The following is a 16,817-nucleotide window of genomic DNA, read 5'->3' as shown; positions in this document are numbered from 1 at the left end:
CTGTTTTCTCAAGGTAGCCATTAATCATACTGCCTGTACGGGTTTGGTATACATTGATATTTCGCCAACATCGACTCGGTAAAATCAGAGCGTGATGAGGCATTGCTATTATTCAAGCTCACTACGCCAATTTGTTTCCCTCTACAATCGCCTTTTGCAATAAAGGCTAAATTATAACCCGCTTCACGAGTGTAACCCGTTTTGCTGACTAAGGCTTGGTATGATTGAGAACGAACCATACTGTTAGTGTTCCTCATTGACAAATAGCGACCACCTGCATACACACTCACTAATGGTGAGTTAGAAAGCTGCTGAATTTCAGGTTTACTTGCTGCATAGCCTGCTAATTTTGCGAGATCGACTGCCGTTGAAACATTATTAGGAGACAATCCCGAACTATCGCCAAAGTAGGTTTGCGTCATACCAATTTCTCTTGCTTTGCTGTTCATTCTAGCTAAAAACTGAGCTTTATTTAAATGCGTGGCGTGAGCCAGTGCATGTGCAGCATAGTTATCTGAGCGGACTAACATCGCTTTTAATAATTCGCTACAAGCAATGTTGGTATTTTTGGGTAAAGGGCTAGTTGTGCCTTTAATAAAATCTGCATCAGAAGGCAAAATTTGTGTTTGGCAGCTTGATCCGTAACGATTTTCTTCTAAAAACACCACTGCGGTCATCAATTTAGTGACAGAGGCAATCGGGCGAACTAAGTTAAAGTTCTTTCCTTCCAAAAATTTTTTCTGCTTTAAGTCAAACACCACATAAGCTGAATTTTCAGTTGGGATATAAGCCGCTTTCGCTTTAATACGAGGGCTTGGCTTCTTTGCCGGCTGGGAGGAACAAGCACTCAGCACCAAAGCTGCAAGAATAACGGGAATAAATTTTTTCATAAAAGATTCGTCGAAATAATAAAGTCAAAGTTTGGTATTTTACTCGCTTTCTTGCGTTGTGCCATAGCAAGCGGTCGATTTTTACAAAATTTTTGCAAATGCTATTTGCAAAATTCTCTCAAAATTTAACCGCTTGCCCTCTTCCCTCAAATCAGCGAAAATATCAGCGAATTTTCGGCGGACTTTCCGCCCTTTTTATTTTTTAGTTATCGAGAACAAAATGTCATATCCACAAGAAATTAATAAACGTCGCACCTTTGCGATTATTTCCCACCCCGATGCGGGTAAAACCACCATTACCGAAAAAGTATTGCTTTACGGAAATGCCATTCAAACCGCAGGTTCGGTAAAAGGTAAAGGCTCGGCACAACACGCAAAATCGGACTGGATGGAGATGGAAAAGCAGCGTGGTATCTCCATTACCACCTCTGTAATGCAATTCCCTTACAATGATTGCTTGGTAAACCTGTTAGATACGCCCGGACACGAAGACTTCTCGGAAGATACTTACCGTACTTTAACCGCTGTAGATAGCTGCTTAATGGTTATCGACTCGGCAAAAGGGGTTGAGGAACGTACCATCAAATTGATGGAGGTTACCCGCCTGCGTGATACGCCAATCTTGACCTTTATGAACAAGCTCGACCGTGATATTCGTGATCCAATGGAGTTATTGGACGAAGTAGAAAGCGTTCTGAAAATCAACTGTGCACCTATTACTTGGCCGATTGGCTGCGGTAAGTTATTCAAAGGGGTTTATCATATTTATAAAGATGAAACCTACCTTTACCAAACAGGTCAAGGGCATACTATTCAAGAAGTTCGCATTATTAAAGGCTTAGATAACCCAGAGTTAGACCAAGCCGTTGGCGATGATCTAGCCCAACAACTGCGTGATGAATTGGAGTTAGTACAAGGTGCTTCTCACGAATTTGATCACGATGCCTTCATCAAAGGCGAATTAACGCCAGTATTCTTCGGAACGGCATTGGGTAACTTCGGGGTAAATCACTTCTTAGATGGTTTAACCGAATGGGCTCCTGCGCCACAATCTCGTGAGTCAGACAGCCGCACTGTTGAGTCAAGCGAAGAAAAATTTAGCGGTTTCGTATTCAAAATCCAAGCGAATATGGATCCAAAGCACCGCGACCGTGTTGCCTTTATGCGTGTTGTTTCAGGCAAATATGAAAAAGGAATGAAGTTAAAGCACATCCGTATTGGTAAAGATGTAGTGATTTCTGATGCTCTTACCTTTATGGCTGGCGACCGCTCACACGCAGAAGAGGCTTACGCAGGCGATATTATCGGCTTACACAATCACGGCACAATCCAGATTGGCGATACCTTTACGCAAGGCGAAAACTTGAAATTTACTGGTATTCCAAACTTCGCACCAGAATTGTTCCGCCGCATTCGCTTGAAAGATCCACTTAAGCAAAAGCAGTTACTAAAAGGCTTGGTGCAACTTTCGGAAGAAGGAGCGGTGCAAGTATTCCGTCCACTCATTAATAACGATTTAATCGTAGGTGCGGTGGGTGTGCTACAGTTTGACGTGGTGGTTTCACGCCTAAAATCGGAATATAACGTAGAGGCGATTTACGAAACCGTAAACGTGGCAACCGCTCGTTGGGTAGAATGCTCTGATGCGAAAAAATTCGAAGAATTTAAACGCAAAAATGAGGCAAACTTAGCCCTAGATGGTGGCGATAACCTCACTTACATCGCTCCAACAATGGTAAATCTAAACCTTGCACAAGAACGTTATCCAGATGTAACTTTCTTTAAAACAAGGGAGCATTAATCATAAAAGCTCGGCACTAAAAGTCGAGCTTATTTTTTGCTCAAAATTTGACTAAACTAGAAAATAAAACTAAACTAAGAAATCAAACTAAGGAGAATAATAAGATGCACGCACCGATTGAAACTATCAATATACACGAAGCCAAAACCCATCTTTCTCGCATTGTAGAAGAGGTGAAGAAATTTGGTAAGCCGATGATTATCGCCAAATCAGGTAAAGCTCAGGTAAAAATTGTCCCTTTAGATGACAATACTCCACAAAAACGTTTTGGTTTTATGAAGCAATCAACTTGCAAAATCCCTGATAATTTTGACCGCTTGTATGAAAATGAAATAGCAGCAATGTTTGGTGGGGAAAACGAATGAAAATCTTGTTAGATACCCATATCTTACTTTGGATGGCTTGGGATAAAAAAGACAAATTTTCGTCACAAGTGCTTGAATTATTAGAAGACCCGAATAACGAGCTCTATTTTAGTTTAGCGAGTTTATGGGAAATTTCGATTAAATCTTCGCTTGGTAAGCCTGATTTTGATGTTGATGTATCGGCATTCGAAAATGGTTTAGTTAATGCTGGTTTTCGCACTTTACCCATCACGTTAGCACATATTTTAAAGCAATCAGAGTTACCGCTAATTCATCGAGATCCTTTTGATAGAATGCTTATCGCTCAAGCAGAAATTGAAAGGCTCTTCTTTTTAACTGCAGATAATATCATTTTACAATATCACAAGCCTTTTATAATGAATGCCAGCTAATCTATTTTGCTATGAAAAAATATTTCCTCCCCTTATCACTCTTTCTAGCGAGCTTTTGCTACGCCGAAAACCAATGTATTGAGTACTCAAACCAATCTCCTGTTCATATTACACGAGTGGATCTCAACTGCGGCAATATTCAACTGATTGGCTCACAGAAAAGTGATAGTGAATCTACCGTATCTCAATTCGCTCAGAAATATGAAACTGATGTTGCGATTAATGCCAATTTTTATTGGAAAGATTACACCCCTATTGGTTTAGTCGTAACTCAAGGCAAACGCTGGTCAAAATATAACGATGTGAGAAATCGAGTGATTTTTGCGTGTGATAAAGCAAATAAATGCTTAATTGAAGATAAAAATAAAGCGACTCCCCACAACCCAAAATGGCAAGTTGCTATTAGCGGCTGGCATTGGTACAACGCAAAAAGTAAAAAGTTTGAGTGTGCCGATACCGACAAAGTAGGTTGTGTTCAAAGTATTTTTCACGATAAACACCCTCGCACCCTGCTTGGTTTGAACGACGAGAAAAACTGGCTCTATCTTGTTGTGGTTGAAGGAAGACAGTTTGCCTTCGGAGGCGTAACCCTAAATGAGCTAGCAGAAGCCGCTCATAAACTTGAACTCACAAGGGCAATCAACCTTGACGGTGGCGGAAGTTCAACGATGGTAATTGGTAACAAGCGGGTAAATTCACTGCCTGTTTTACAAAAGGAAGAACGTAAAGTTGCCAATCATTTTGGGATAAAAATTCTTCCTGTGCAAAAATAAAATTCACTTCACACTCTTGATCATTAAATAACCAATTAAAATACTCAACTAAAAATAGCTCCACTTTTTTTATGGAAATATGCTAAAGTTCCGCCGTTATAGTAATCCCTTATTTTTTTATGGAGACAAATAGAATGAAAAAATGGTTAATTCCATTAACAATGGCGGCATTTTGCGTTGCAGCTTGTGATGATAAGAATAATGCACAAGCAAAAGTAGAGCAACCAGTGGCACAACCTGAGCAATCGAAAAAAAATCCAGAAACTTTACCGCTTGTAACTATTGTTGCTCCTTGGGAATTAAATAGCTTAGATTTAAACCAATCTGGCGTGATTTTCCAACGTATGAATATTGCTGAAACCTTAGTTGAAGCCAACCTTGAAGGGCAATTAGTAGAAGGTTTAGCAACTAAGTGGGAAAGTAATGCTGATGCTACAGTTTGGACATTCTCTCTGCGTACTGCAAAATTCCATAACGGCAAGCCTTTAACCGCACAAGCGGTCGAAAAATCATTAAAAATTGCACTTTCAAAACCGGGTGTTTTGCAAAAAGCCTTTATCAAAGAGATCAAAGCGCTTGATAACAACCAAATTCAATTTGAATTAACGAAATCTTTTGTGCCGTTCCCTTCTTTCTTAACCCACTACACCACCTTAATTTTGACGGAAGAAAGTTTTGATGAAAAAGGCGATGTGGCACAGGTAATCGGTACTGGTGCATTCAAAGCAACGAAAATTGAACCCCCACAAAAATTAGAAAGCATTCGTTTTGATGAATATTGGGGCAGTAAACCACAACTTCAGCAAGCGAATTACTTGGCAAGCAGCCGCAGCGAAACCCGTACTTTAATGGCACAGAGCGATAAAACCTCGTTAGTCTTCAACTTAGATAAAGCGAGCGTGGCACGTCTAAAAGCTGATCCAAATTTACAGTTGATTAACACCTCTATTGCTCGTACCACTCAGCTCAAAATGGACGTTGCAAAGCCGTTCTTTAATGACTTAGCCATTCGCCAAGCCTTATCGCAAGCAATTAACCGTAAAGCGATTGCCGAGCAGATCTTAAAAATTCAAGATGGAATGGCAGACCAAATTTTACCGAAAGCGTTTGCTGACTGGCGTGTTGCAACAACTGAACCAACCTTAAGCCACGATGAGACAATTGCAAAAATTAAGGAAAACTTGACCGCTTCCGGTTATGAATATAATGCAGAAGGCAAATTAACCAAAGAGGGCAAACCGTTTAGCTTCACATTGAGAACCTATTCAGATCGCCCTGAATTGCCGATTATTGCGACTATTTTACAAGCTGAATGGAAGAAAATCGGGGTTGATGTGAATGTATCTGTCGGTAACTTCAGTGAAATTCCGCTAGGGCATCAAAATGGTACTTTAGAGATGGCTCTTTATGCGTTCAACTATGCGAAAACCCTCGATCCGTTCGCCTTATTAGTGCAAGACTTTGCTAATGGTGGAAGCGATTGGGGAACAATGAACTGGCGTAATGAAACGCTAGATCAAGCCCTAAAACAACTTGAAACAGAAATCGATCCTGCAAAATCGAAGCAATCAAAGCAACAAGTGAGCCAAATTATTCACGATGAATTGCCGATTATTCCGATTGTGTACGACCAACAAACAGTTGTAGGGCATCAAGGTATTAATGGCTTGACACTTGATCCGTTTGAAAGACGTTTTTATTTGGAAAAGTTAAGTAAATAATTTGCGTAGGGACGCACTGCGTGCGTCCATAACGTCATATTTTCTATATTTGCGGACACACGCAGTGTGTCCCTACATCAAAAATCATTACCTTTTAAACTATAAAACAAATGCTAAAAATCCTCCTCCGCCGTCTTACCCAACTTTTATTAGTGATTTGGTCTGTCGGCACATTAACTTTCATTATTACCCGCCAACTGTCGGGCGATATGGCATACCGTATTGCCGCTAGCCGCTATGGTTATGACCAAGCGGATAGTATGGCAGCCGAAGCGGTGCGTGCCGAGCTTGCCTTAGATCAGCCTTGGTGGCAGAGCTATTTCAGCTGGTTAGGCGATTTATTACAGTTCAATTTAGGCAAATCGTTGGTAACTGGCGATTCTGTCTGGTCTGAAATTCAGCACCAATTCGGGCATACCTTAAGCCTTGCGGTTGTGGCACTTATCTTAGCAATCCTGATCGGTCCGACACTTGGGTTACTCGCCGCTCGCAAACCAAACGGATTTTTTGACCGCTTGACGTTGGTATTCAGCACATTATTCCGCTCTGTGCCAGCCTTTATAATCGCTATCGGTTTAATTACGCTTTTTTCAGCACAGCTTAAATGGTTACCTGCGGGCGGATACGGTAGTTGGCAGCATTTTATCTTACCAGCTTTAACTCTTGCCATTGGCTTGAGTGCAGTTTCGGTGCGAGTTACTCGTTCTGCGATGGTGCAGGTAAAAAATGCCGAGTTCTACCAATTCTCGCAATTAAAAGGACTAAGCCGTTGGAAAACCTTTGTGCGACACGGTTTACCCAACATTGCCGTGCCTGTTATTGCTTACCACGCAGTACAGCTTGTCTATTTAATTGAAGGGGTTGTGGTGGTAGAAAGTTTATTCGCTTGGCCGGGCAGCGGACACGCATTGGTTCACGCCATTATTGCCCGTGATGTACCGATGATTCAAGGCACAACCTTAGTAATGGGCGGATTATTTGTTGTATTAAACACTCTTGCTGATCTACTCAGTGCTTGGATTGACCCACGAATTAAGCGATAGGACAGAAAATGAAAATTTCAACTTCACAATATTTAGGCGGCGCAATCCTATTGATTATGCTCGGGTTCGCCTTCTTACAACCTTATTTTTATCCGATGGATATCGGCTTTCAAGATTTAACCAATACGCTTTCTAATCCAAATGAATTAGCGTGGTTCGGCACAGATCATCTTGGTAGAGATATGCTCGCTCGCCTTTCCTCTGCGATTCGCCTCTCTTTTGGTTTATCGCTCTTTAGCGTGTTTTGTGCTTTAGTAGCAGGCTTGATTACGGGCATTATGGCAGGCTTTTTTGGCGGTTGGATTGACCGTATTTTCAGCTTTATTTGTGATTTAGTGATGGCTCTGCCGGGCTTACTATTAGTGCTACTCTTTGCTGCCCTCTCTCCAGGTTCGTTCTGGACACTTTACTTAGGGATTTCTCTGGTAATGTGGGTGGAGTTTTTCCGTGTGATCCGCTCAATCAGTTCAACAATGGCAAGCAGCTCAGAAATTCAAGCCTCTCTCTTAATGGGAATGGGCTGGCTTTACAGCTTCAAACGCCATTTATTACCACGTTTATTACCAATGATTGCAACCTTATCTGCATTCTCGCTCGGCAATGCGATTTTAGCCCTCGCAACACTCGGCTTTGTGAGCGTAGGATTACGCCCACCAACAGCAGAGTTAGGCCTGATGATGACAGAATTATTCCCTTATTACTATGAAGCTCCGATTATCTTTTTACAGCCTGTCGTGGCGGTGTTTTTAATGGTACTTAGCCTACAATTATTGTCTGGGAAAGTTAAATAATTANTCCGATTATCTTTTTACAGCCTGTCGTGGCGGTGTTTTTAATGGTACTTAGCCTACAATTATTGTCTGGGAAAGTTAAATAATTACGTAGGGGCGGGTCCTGTGCCTGCCCGAAAACTCCTATTATATTTATGGGCGGGCACAGGACTCGCCCCTACAGTAATAAAATAAAGATGAAACTACTCAATACCCAAAATCTCTCTGTTAAAACTACAAGTGGTTTAGAACTTGTTAAACCAATCAGTTTACAATTAGAAACAGGTAAAAATATTACAATCTTAGGCGAAACTGGTTCTGGCAAAAGTTTACTCATTCAAGCCATTATGGGTTCTCTTCCTGAGGGGCTAATTGCAAGCGGTGAAATTTCTGTCGAAAATTGCAAAATTTCTGCTGAACCTGACCGCTTGCAAACGCTTTGGGGCAAAACCTTAGTAATGCTGCCACAAGAGCCACGCCGCTCGCTCAATCCAATTATGGCAATCGGCAAACAGTTATGGGAAAGTTTTCACTATGTGGCAGGGAAATCATCTCCCCAAGCGAAAACGGAAAGCCAAACCTATTTAGCCAAACTCGGCTTGAAAGAGTCGGTGGAAAGCTATCCCCACCAGCTTTCCGGTGGTATGGCACAACGAGCTTCTTTTGCTATTGCAACCGCTGCTGGGGGAAAAATTTTACTTGCCGATGAGCCGACCAAAGGGCTTGATCCAACGAGCAAAGGTAAAGTAATTGAGCTGTTGAAATCCGCTTACCAAAACGGTGGCGGCTTATTAACTATAACTCACGATATTGAAGTTGCCGAGCAACTTGGAGGCTACATTCTGGTAATGAAAAAAGGCGAATTGTTGGAACAAGGTGAGGCGGAAGCACTATTAAGCAATCCTCAGCACGCTTATACCAAAGCCTTAATTGCAGCAGATCCAAAACATTGGCAACCCTTGCAAGATTTGCAAAATTTGAGCCAAAAACAACCGCTTGTATCGGTTAAAAATCTGAGTGTCGCTCGTGGCAAGAAAACCCTGTTTAACAATCTCTCCTTTGATTTGCACAAAGGCGAAGTGCTAGGCATTATCGGGCATAGTGGCATTGGTAAAAGCTCTCTTGCTGATGTATTGTGTGGTTTGCTAAAACCAAAATCGGGAGAAGTAAAATGGCACAGCCAAAGCCACAAAAAGCACCAAGTGTTAAAGCTCTACCAAGATCCACCGGAAGCCTTTGCTCCGAATGTCAGCCTACAAACTTTGCTTGATGATGTGATCAACAAACATCACTTAGATCGTAAACCAATCCCAAGCTTGTTAGAGCAACTCTCACTTAACCCTGAGATTTTGCAACGCAATGCGGAAAATGTCTCCGGTGGCGAGCTACAACGGGTGGCGATTTTACGAACGTTATTGCTCGACCCTGTATTGTTGTTTGCTGATGAGGTAACTTCTCGACTTGACCCAATCACGCAACAAGAAACCATTGAATTGCTGATAAACCAATGCCGTGCCAGAAATTGCAGCTTGATTTTAGTCAGCCACGATCCTTATCTAATTGAAAAATCGTGCGATAAGGTGATTAATTTGGAAGAGTATGTAGGGTAACAAGCGGTTCAATTTCTGAGATTTTTTGCGTCTCTACAAACAAAAATGCGAAGACACTATTTTGTTACATTAGTTCTTCGCATTTTTCCTTACTTATTCTTTATTATAGAGCCAGTTTCTGCCGCACAATTTCAAACAAGCAAACGCCTGTTGCAACCGATACATTCAATGATGATACCGAGCCTGCCATTGGAATGCTGATGAGTTGGTCACAATGCTCACGGGTAAGGCGACGCATTCCGTCACCTTCTGCCCCCATAACTAACGCAATCGAGCCGGTTAATTTTGCCTCATAAATGCCCGATGTCGCTTCGCCTGCAGTCCCTACAATCCAGACATTATGCCGTTCTTGTAAATCTCGCATTGTGCGAGCCAGGTTGGTTACACGAATAAGCGGCATTACCTCTGCCGCCCCACAAGCGACTTTGCGAGCGGTTGGTGTAAGCTGAGCAGATTTATCTTTCGGCACAATAACCGCATCAACCCCTGCTGCATCAGCGGTACGCAAACAAGCCCCTAGGTTGTGAGGGTCAGTTACACCATCTAAAATCAATAAGAGCGGGTTTTGCTTTTGGCTTAAGATTTGCTCTAAATCGTGTTCATTCAGCTCTTTTTGTGGCACAACTCTAGCAATAATGCCTTGATGTACTTCGCCTTGCGATTTGTTATCTAACGTTTGGCGATTAACCTGCTGAACCGAAACACCTAAGCGTTGTAGCTCGTTTAATAACGGCATTAAACGTTTATCCTCACGCCCTTTCAGCACCAGCACTTCAATTAAACGCTCCGGGGCATTGTCTAAAAAGGCTTTCACGGCGTGAATGCCATAAATTTGTTCACTCATAATTTTCCTTAATAATCGGGCGAACACATCGGTTCGCCCCTAAAGTAAATACTTTACAACAACATCTTCACAATTTTATCGAGTTTTACTCTGCCAAATTTTTTCAGCAATTTACGCACATTTTCAGGGTAATCTGCTAACACTTCTAAATCGCTATAGTGGCTTAAAATCTGTGTGTGTTGGCGAATTTGGCTCAGTTCCATTTCCGCTTTTTCGCTGAGTTCAGCTTTTGGATCAGAAATTAAAATCGCATTTTCAGCATCTAATCGCCACGCACGAGGGTTTAAGTTATTGCCTGTGAGCAAAATATAGCGGTTATCAACCCATACACCTTTAAGATGATAGCTATTTTCGCCATCTTTCCATAAACGAATAGTAAGCTGCCCATTTTGAATATAAAAATTTAATCGCTTAGCGAAAGCCCGTAAATTCTTTTCATACAAATAAGGCAGAGCTGATGCCATCGTAAATTTTTCATCAGGTTTGGTGTAGAAATCATTAGCGGTTTTGTCGCCCACAATAATTTCAACCGATTTACCATTTGCCAGTAACCATTCAATGCGGGTTCTTAACGAAAGCGGGAAATTGAAATAAGGCGTACAAATCGTTAATTTTTGTTCTGTTTGGTAGAACAACGCCTCAATCACTTTGTTAAGCTGATTTCTACGGCGACCTAAGCCAAATAATGGTGAAACGAGCAAGTCGTCACTTTTCGTAATACCATTAAATTGATATTGCTCACGGCTTAGCTGTTTACGAAAAGCCTTAATCTGTGTGCGAATATCAACCGTCTTAGCACGATTTGTTTGATCTAAATGTTTGACTGCTTCATTCGGTAAAATATGTTGCTGAATAAAACCTACCCAACTATCTGCAAGTGCTTTATTTTCAATAACGTGGTAGCGGTCGTAACGGTAGCGATCTAACTGATGTAAATAAACGTTATTAATGCTTGCTCCGCTATACAAAATCGTATCGTCAAACACGAAACCTTTTAAATGCAACACGCCAAACACTTCTCTCCCGTTAATCGGCACGCCATAGAACTCAATTTCTTGATCTTGAGGCAAATCTTGCTCAGATTTAAATTTTGTGTACCAATCGGCATTCGAGAGACTTTCCACTTCACCAATACGTCCACGTTGGGCTCTGTGCCAATCAACCAAGATTTTAATTTCTAAATTTGGGTTGCTTCGTTTCGCATCATAAAGAGCGGTTAAGATCTCTTGCCCAGCTTCATCTTTTTCAAAATAGAGAGCGGTTAAATAAATGCGTTCTTTCGCCGCTTGAATCAGCTGTAAAATTTGCTGTTTAAACGCTTGGCTTGACTTAAGAAAATCCACTTGTTCTGCCGTTTGTGGCAAGAACGGTAAACTTTCTATCAGCTTTTCGGCTTTGCGTTGTTTATTCAAAATTAACATTAATGATTCCCGATTTTTAATAACTGCCCGCTATTTTACACCGAAACAATTAATAAAGCGATTTTACATTAACGGCACTCGTAGCTTTCGGGGTTGTTTGGCTCGCCTTTGGTGTAATAAGCCGCTTTCGGGTAAGGACAAAGTCGGATCTGTTTTGCCTTATTCGGATATAATTCGCCTGCTTTGGCAATGATTTGCTCTGGAGATTTACCCTTCTCCACCCAATTTTCAAGAGCGGTGAGCATATCAAAATCATTCACTGTTGCCCCTCGCCCACAATGGTTCATTGCAGGCACAAAAAACAATTTTGCAAAATTTTGCGGATTTTCGACCGCTTGTTGTAGGCTCTGATACCAATCTCGCAAATCAACCGCCGAAAAAATCGGGTCTGAAACGCCTTGATAAATCAGCATTTTTCCGCCTCTTTGCTCAAAAGTTGAAAAATCTAATTTATCCGCATCGTGAATACCGCCAACCGATTTTACTTACTCGCTGGCAAGATCTAAATCCACTTCAAGTGGGTCAAAATTAGGCTGGCGAGGCGTTAAATAGTAATGAGTTAAACTTTTTAGCCCCATTTTAAAGCTGATGCTATTTGGTTCAGCGGTTTTGCTATCGCCTAATTTCCAATCCCGCCAGCCTTTTGCATTCACACCTGAATCGTATACCCAAGGACTGTAAATTAACTCGTCTTGGCTATTTTTTGCTCCACTAAGAGTGGTTTCAATAAGTGTAGCTTTCTCTTTTCCAAGCTCATTTTCTACCATTTCAGGCTTGAAATCGCACTTTTCCCACGCATTAATTAAGCCATCTTCTAAACCATCGAGTTTATCGTAACGCTTAAGAATGGCGTTGGCAAGAGTATCGAGATCCTGCTGTGTTAAGGATTTTGCTAAAATTTTCTGCCCGTCTTGATTGGTTGGAGCGGCTGCCAATAACGCTCGGTTATCCCATACCTCCGCCAAAACAGAAATAGGCTGGTAACTCTGCTGATTTTTCAACCCATTCGGCTTTGTAAATGTCGGTTTGGTAAATCGAGGAAGATTTGAGCTGTTGGCATTGCTCAGAAGAAGCCACTGCCGTTTGAGTAAACATTGAGATAAAAGAGAGGAAAATCAGTATTTTTTCATTTTAATTATTCTAGGTAAATACAAGCGGTTGTTTTTTAGGAAATTTTTGCAAATTTTAGAATGGGTGTCTATCTATCGTTGAAAAAGCTAAGGCAGGGAGAACCCTGCCTTAGAATAATTAATTTTGTGATTAAGCAAACAAACGTTTTTCGCCTTCGCCTGCAACGTTTTCCACACAACGTCCACATACTTCTTCGTGGCCTGCGTGTGTGCCGATATCGGTTGCATAGTGCCAGCAACGAGGGCATTTTTCGCCATCTGCATTTTCTACTTTTACTGCTAAGCCAGCTAATTCGCCTTCAGCAATATCCGCTTCTGCAAGTGGTTTTACAATCGCTTGTGAAGTAATTAATACAAAGCGTAATTCATTGCCTAGTTGCTCTAATAACGGACGAATTTCATCATTCGCATATACTGTTACTTTCGCTTCTAAACCTGCACCAATCACTTTATCTTTACGAGCTTGCTCTAACACACGGTTTACTTCCGCACGCACTTTTAAGATTTGCTGCCAGTAAGCATCGTCTAATTCATCTTGCTCGGTTAAAGCAAATAAATCTGTGTAAAACTCTTCGGTAAAGACAAATTCGCTTCTGCCTTCAACCTGTGGCAAGTAGCCCCAAATTTCATCTGCAGTAAATGAAAGAATTGGCGCAATCCAACGCACAAGGGCTTCTGCAATGTGCCATAACGCAGTTTGGCAACTACGGCGAGCAAGGCTATCTGCTTTGGTGGTGTATTGACGGTCTTTGATAATATCTAAGTAGAATGAACCCATCTCAATTGAGCAGAAACGCATTAAGCGTTGCACAACGGTGTGGAATTGATAGTTATCATACGCCTCTTTAATTTCATTTTGGGCTTCTAAGGCACAAGCTACCGCCCAGCGATCTAATGCGATCATCTCTTCCGGTTTGACGAAATCACGTTTCGGATCAAAACCGTTTAAGTTCGCTAACAAGAAACGTGCGGTGTTACGAATACGGCGGTAAGATTCCCCAGCACTATTTAAAATGTTGTGAGAAACGGCAATTTCGCCTGTGTAGTCGGTTGAAGCGACCCATAAACGTAAAATATCTGCACCGTTTTTGTTCCACACTTCGCTTGGCACAATCACATTACCGAGTGATTTAGACATTTTTCTGCCTTTTTCATCTACGGTAAAACCGTGAGTTAAAACTTGTTTGTATGGTGCTTTGTCATTCGTTGCGGTAGAAAGCATTAATGATGACATAAACCAACCACGATGTTGGTCTGAGCCTTCTAAATACATATCTGCTGAATTGCCGTTGAACTCTGGGCGTTGTTCTACCACAGAGGCATAAGTTGATCCTGAGTCGAACCATACATCAAGCGTATCTGGCACTTTGCGGTAATCTCTCGCTTCATCACCTAAAAGCTCTGCTGGGTCTAAATCCCACCACGCTTGAATGCCTTTTTCTTCCACACGTTTTGCCACTTCTTCGATTAATTCAAGCGTGCGTGGGTGTAATTCTTCGGTTTCGTTATGTACGAACATTGCCATTGGCACGCCCCAAGTACGTTGGCGTGAAATACACCAGTCTGGACGATTTGCCACCATATTATCAATACGGGCTTCACCCCAACTTGGAATCCAACGAACGGACTTAATTTCGCCTAATGCTTGTTTGCGTAAGCCTTGTGTTTCCATACCGATAAACCATTGCGGAGTTGCACGGAAAATAATCGGGGTTTTATGACGCCAGCAGTGCGGGTAGCTGTGTTTAATGCGAGATAATTTTAATAACGCCCCAACTTCTTGTAATTTCTCAACGACTTTATCGTTAGATTCAAATACACCTAAGCCAGCAAAGAATGGAGTTTCCGCTTTGAATTTACCGTCATTTGAAACCAAACCTGCCATTTCAATGTTGTATTTGCGAGAAACCACAAAGTCGTCCGCACCGTGATCAGGAGCAGTGTGTACTAAACCAGTACCGCCATCGGTGGTAACGTGATCGCCTAACACAAACGGCACGCTATAGTCATAGAATGGGTGGTTAAAGCGTAATAATTCTAAGCTCTCGCCTTTTGCTGTGCCTAACACTTCAAAGGTTTCAACGCCTGCTGCTTTTGCAACATCTTCGACTAAATCGACCGCTAGTAGCACTCGTTCGTCATTAAATTGCACTAACGCATACTCAAGGTTTGCATTAATTGCGATCGCACGGTTAGACGGAATTGTCCACGGAGTTGTAGTCCAAATCACCGCAGAAATTTTGCCGTTACCTTTTGCATTGAATTTTGCTTCAATCTCTGCAGAATCCACCGCTTCAAAACGCACATAGATTGATGGAGAAACTTTGTCTTCATACTCCACTTCAGCTTCTGCAAGTGATGAACCACAATCTAAACACCAATGGACTGGTTTTGAACCTTTGTATAAATGACCGTTTGCAATCACTTTACCTAACGTGCGGATAATACTCGCTTCAGTATGGAAATTCATTGTCAGATATGGATTATCCCAATCGCCTAAAATTCCCATACGGATAAAATCGGCTTTCTGCCCTTCAACTTGTTCTTTTGCGTAATCACGGCACGCTTGGCGGAACTCGGCTGCTGAAATTTTTTCATTTGGCTTGCCGACAATGCCTTCTACTTTTAACTCAATCGGTAAACCGTGGCAGTCCCAACCCGGCACATAAGGGGTATCGAAACCTAATGCGGTTTTCGATTTCATAATAATATCTTTTAAAATTTTATTTACTGCGTGGCCTAAATGTAGATTACCGTTCGCATACGGAGGACCATCGTGCAAAATAAAGGTTTTCTTACCTTTAGAAGCAGTACGAATTTTTTGGTAGAGGTTTTTGTCATACCAATTTTTTAACATATCAGGCTCGCGTTTAGCGAGATCCCCACGCATAGGAAAGCCTGTTTCAGGCAGATTTAAAGTGTTTTTGTAATCAACTGTCATTTTTATTTTCCAATTTTAATCAAATATTGGTGATTGTAGGGGCAAATTGCAATTTGCCCCTACCTGTATATTCCGAGCTCAAGAAACTAAATTGCAACGTTATTTTGCAAATTCCTTAAAAAATTCAACCGCTTGCACTCTGTCATTCTCAATCTGCATTTTTAATTCTTCAAAGCTATTAAACTTAGTTTCACTACGTAGTTTTTTCAGAAAAACGACTTCAATCGCTTCGCCGTAAATAGATGAATTGAAATCAAAAATATGCACTTCTAATAGCGGTTTTGTGCCGTTGATAGTTGGGCGGTTTCCCACATTGGCAATGCCGTTATAGCTACCTTGCTTCGTGTTTACTTTTACCGCAAATACGCCTTGAATTGGCGTAACTAGGCGGTTAAGCATAATATTTGCGGTTGGAAAGCCAATCGTTCTGCCGAGCTTGTTGCCGTGAGCCACTCGCCCGTGAATAGAATAGGGTTTACCTAATAGTCTTTCGGCTAATTCTAAGTCGTTATTTTGTAAGGTTTCTCGCACTAAAGAGCTACTAATGCGCTCTTCATTTAAGCTGTGAGTATGGCTTTCTTCCACCACAAAACGGTATTTTAAGCCTGCATTGCGTAAGGTTTCAAAATTACCGATGCGTTTTGCCCCAAAACGGAAATCATCGCCAACACTTAAGTAGCGGACTTTCAAGCGTTTCGCTAATAAATCACAGATGAAATCTTCTGCTGAAATTTGGGCGAATTTTTCGCTAAAACGAACGCATAACACGAAATCCACGCCCGCTTCTGCTAAATATTTTAGTTTATCACGCAGACGCATTAGCCGTGCGGGCGGGTGACAAGCGGTCATATTTTCACTTTTTTTTGCAAAAAATTCTCGAGGTTGTGGCTCAAAAAGCATTACGACAGAGGGTAAATCCATATCTAACGATTTATCACATAAACGAGATAAAATGTTTTGATGCCCGATATGCACGCCATCGAAATTACCAATAGAGAGAACACAGCCTTTGCTTAACTCGCTATATTTATCTAAATTGTGGAAACCTCGAATAAGCTGCATAAAAATATAAACCGTTTTAAAGTGAAAATTGCTGTGATTATAGCGAGAAATCAG

The 16,817-nt window shown here is 41.5% G+C and carries 15 protein-coding genes and 1 pseudogene; 9 read left to right on the top strand and 7 right to left on the bottom strand.

What is annotated here, in order from left to right:
• Positions 1–20: 20 nt before the first annotated feature.
• Positions 21–890: a D-alanyl-D-alanine carboxypeptidase family protein gene (locus ACERCF_RS06080; RefSeq protein WP_373624986.1), complete on the bottom strand. Its 870-nt coding sequence runs from the start codon at positions 888–890 to the stop codon at positions 21–23.
• Positions 891–1,110: 220 nt separating this feature from the next.
• Here ACERCF_RS06080 and prfC point away from each other — a divergent pair, with 220 nt between their 5' ends.
• From prfC to ACERCF_RS06040, 9 genes and pseudogenes are all read left to right on the top strand, one after another.
• Positions 1,111–2,691, top strand: a complete 1,581-nt coding sequence (gene prfC, locus ACERCF_RS06075; protein ID WP_373624985.1) for a peptide chain release factor 3 — start codon at positions 1,111–1,113, stop codon at positions 2,689–2,691.
• Between the two features lie 104 nt (positions 2,692–2,795).
• Positions 2,796–3,056 carry a type II toxin-antitoxin system Phd/YefM family antitoxin gene (locus ACERCF_RS06070; RefSeq protein ID WP_373624984.1) on the top strand — a complete coding sequence of 87 codons (261 nt, stop codon included), beginning with the start codon at positions 2,796–2,798 and terminating at the stop codon, positions 3,054–3,056.
• Positions 3,053–3,448 (top strand): type II toxin-antitoxin system VapC family toxin, encoded by a 396-nt coding sequence (locus ACERCF_RS06065; protein ID WP_373611171.1) that lies wholly within the window; start codon positions 3,053–3,055, stop codon positions 3,446–3,448. The genes ACERCF_RS06070 and ACERCF_RS06065 overlap by 4 nt, the downstream gene beginning before the upstream one ends.
• An 11-nt stretch (positions 3,449–3,459) precedes the next feature.
• Positions 3,460–4,221, top strand: a complete 762-nt coding sequence (locus ACERCF_RS06060; protein WP_373611172.1) for a phosphodiester glycosidase family protein — start codon at positions 3,460–3,462, stop codon at positions 4,219–4,221.
• Between the two features lie 134 nt (positions 4,222–4,355).
• Positions 4,356–5,942: an ABC transporter substrate-binding protein gene (locus tag ACERCF_RS06055; RefSeq protein ID WP_373624983.1), complete on the top strand. Its 1,587-nt coding sequence runs from the start codon at positions 4,356–4,358 to the stop codon at positions 5,940–5,942.
• Positions 5,943–6,052: 110 nt separating this feature from the next.
• On the top strand, positions 6,053–6,985 hold the full coding sequence (locus ACERCF_RS06050) for an ABC transporter permease (protein ID WP_373624982.1): 933 nt from the start codon (positions 6,053–6,055) through the stop codon (positions 6,983–6,985).
• A gap of 8 nt (positions 6,986–6,993) precedes the next feature.
• Positions 6,994–7,776 carry an ABC transporter permease gene (locus ACERCF_RS06045; RefSeq protein ID WP_373624981.1) on the top strand — a complete coding sequence of 261 codons (783 nt, stop codon included), beginning with the start codon at positions 6,994–6,996 and terminating at the stop codon, positions 7,774–7,776.
• A 5-nt stretch (positions 7,777–7,781) separates the two neighbouring features.
• Positions 7,782–7,862: pseudogene (locus tag ACERCF_RS12525) on the top strand (ABC transporter permease); the annotation flags it as partial.
• A gap of 90 nt (positions 7,863–7,952) precedes the next feature.
• Positions 7,953–9,365 (top strand): ABC transporter ATP-binding protein, encoded by a 1,413-nt coding sequence (locus ACERCF_RS06040; protein ID WP_373624979.1) that lies wholly within the window; start codon positions 7,953–7,955, stop codon positions 9,363–9,365.
• Between the two features lie 103 nt (positions 9,366–9,468).
• Here ACERCF_RS06040 and rlmB read toward each other — a convergent pair whose 3' ends face one another.
• From rlmB to ribF, 6 genes are all read right to left on the bottom strand, one after another.
• Positions 9,469–10,209 (bottom strand): 23S rRNA (guanosine(2251)-2'-O)-methyltransferase RlmB, encoded by a 741-nt coding sequence (gene rlmB / locus ACERCF_RS06035; protein ID WP_373624978.1) that lies wholly within the window; start codon positions 10,207–10,209, stop codon positions 9,469–9,471.
• Positions 10,210–10,262: 53 nt separating this feature from the next.
• Entirely contained in the window at positions 10,263–11,630 is a 1,368-nt protein-coding gene (gene pssA, locus ACERCF_RS06030; protein ID WP_373624977.1) for a CDP-diacylglycerol--serine O-phosphatidyltransferase, read from the bottom strand.
• A 68-nt stretch (positions 11,631–11,698) separates the two neighbouring features.
• On the bottom strand, positions 11,699–12,097 hold the full coding sequence (locus tag ACERCF_RS06025; RefSeq protein ID WP_373625002.1) for a tannase/feruloyl esterase family alpha/beta hydrolase: 399 nt from the start codon (positions 12,095–12,097) through the stop codon (positions 11,699–11,701).
• Positions 12,098–12,115: 18 nt separating this feature from the next.
• Positions 12,116–12,631 (bottom strand): alpha/beta hydrolase family protein, encoded by a 516-nt coding sequence (locus ACERCF_RS06020; protein WP_373624976.1) that lies wholly within the window; start codon positions 12,629–12,631, stop codon positions 12,116–12,118.
• Positions 12,632–12,890: 259 nt separating this feature from the next.
• Positions 12,891–15,701, bottom strand: coding sequence for an isoleucine--tRNA ligase (ileS, locus tag ACERCF_RS06015; RefSeq protein WP_373624975.1), 2,811 nt, complete (start codon positions 15,699–15,701; stop codon positions 12,891–12,893).
• 99 nt (positions 15,702–15,800) lie between these two features.
• Positions 15,801–16,763, bottom strand: coding sequence for a bifunctional riboflavin kinase/FAD synthetase (ribF, locus tag ACERCF_RS06010; protein ID WP_373624974.1), 963 nt, complete (start codon positions 16,761–16,763; stop codon positions 15,801–15,803).
• Positions 16,764–16,817: the final 54 nt, after the last annotated feature.

Source organism: Mannheimia kashgarensis, from assembly GCF_041807705.1.
In the GTDB taxonomy this organism is placed as follows: domain Bacteria; phylum Pseudomonadota; class Gammaproteobacteria; order Enterobacterales; family Pasteurellaceae; genus Mannheimia.
Note: the sequence above shows the minus strand (reverse complement) of the source record. Positions and strands in the feature narration are given on the sequence as shown.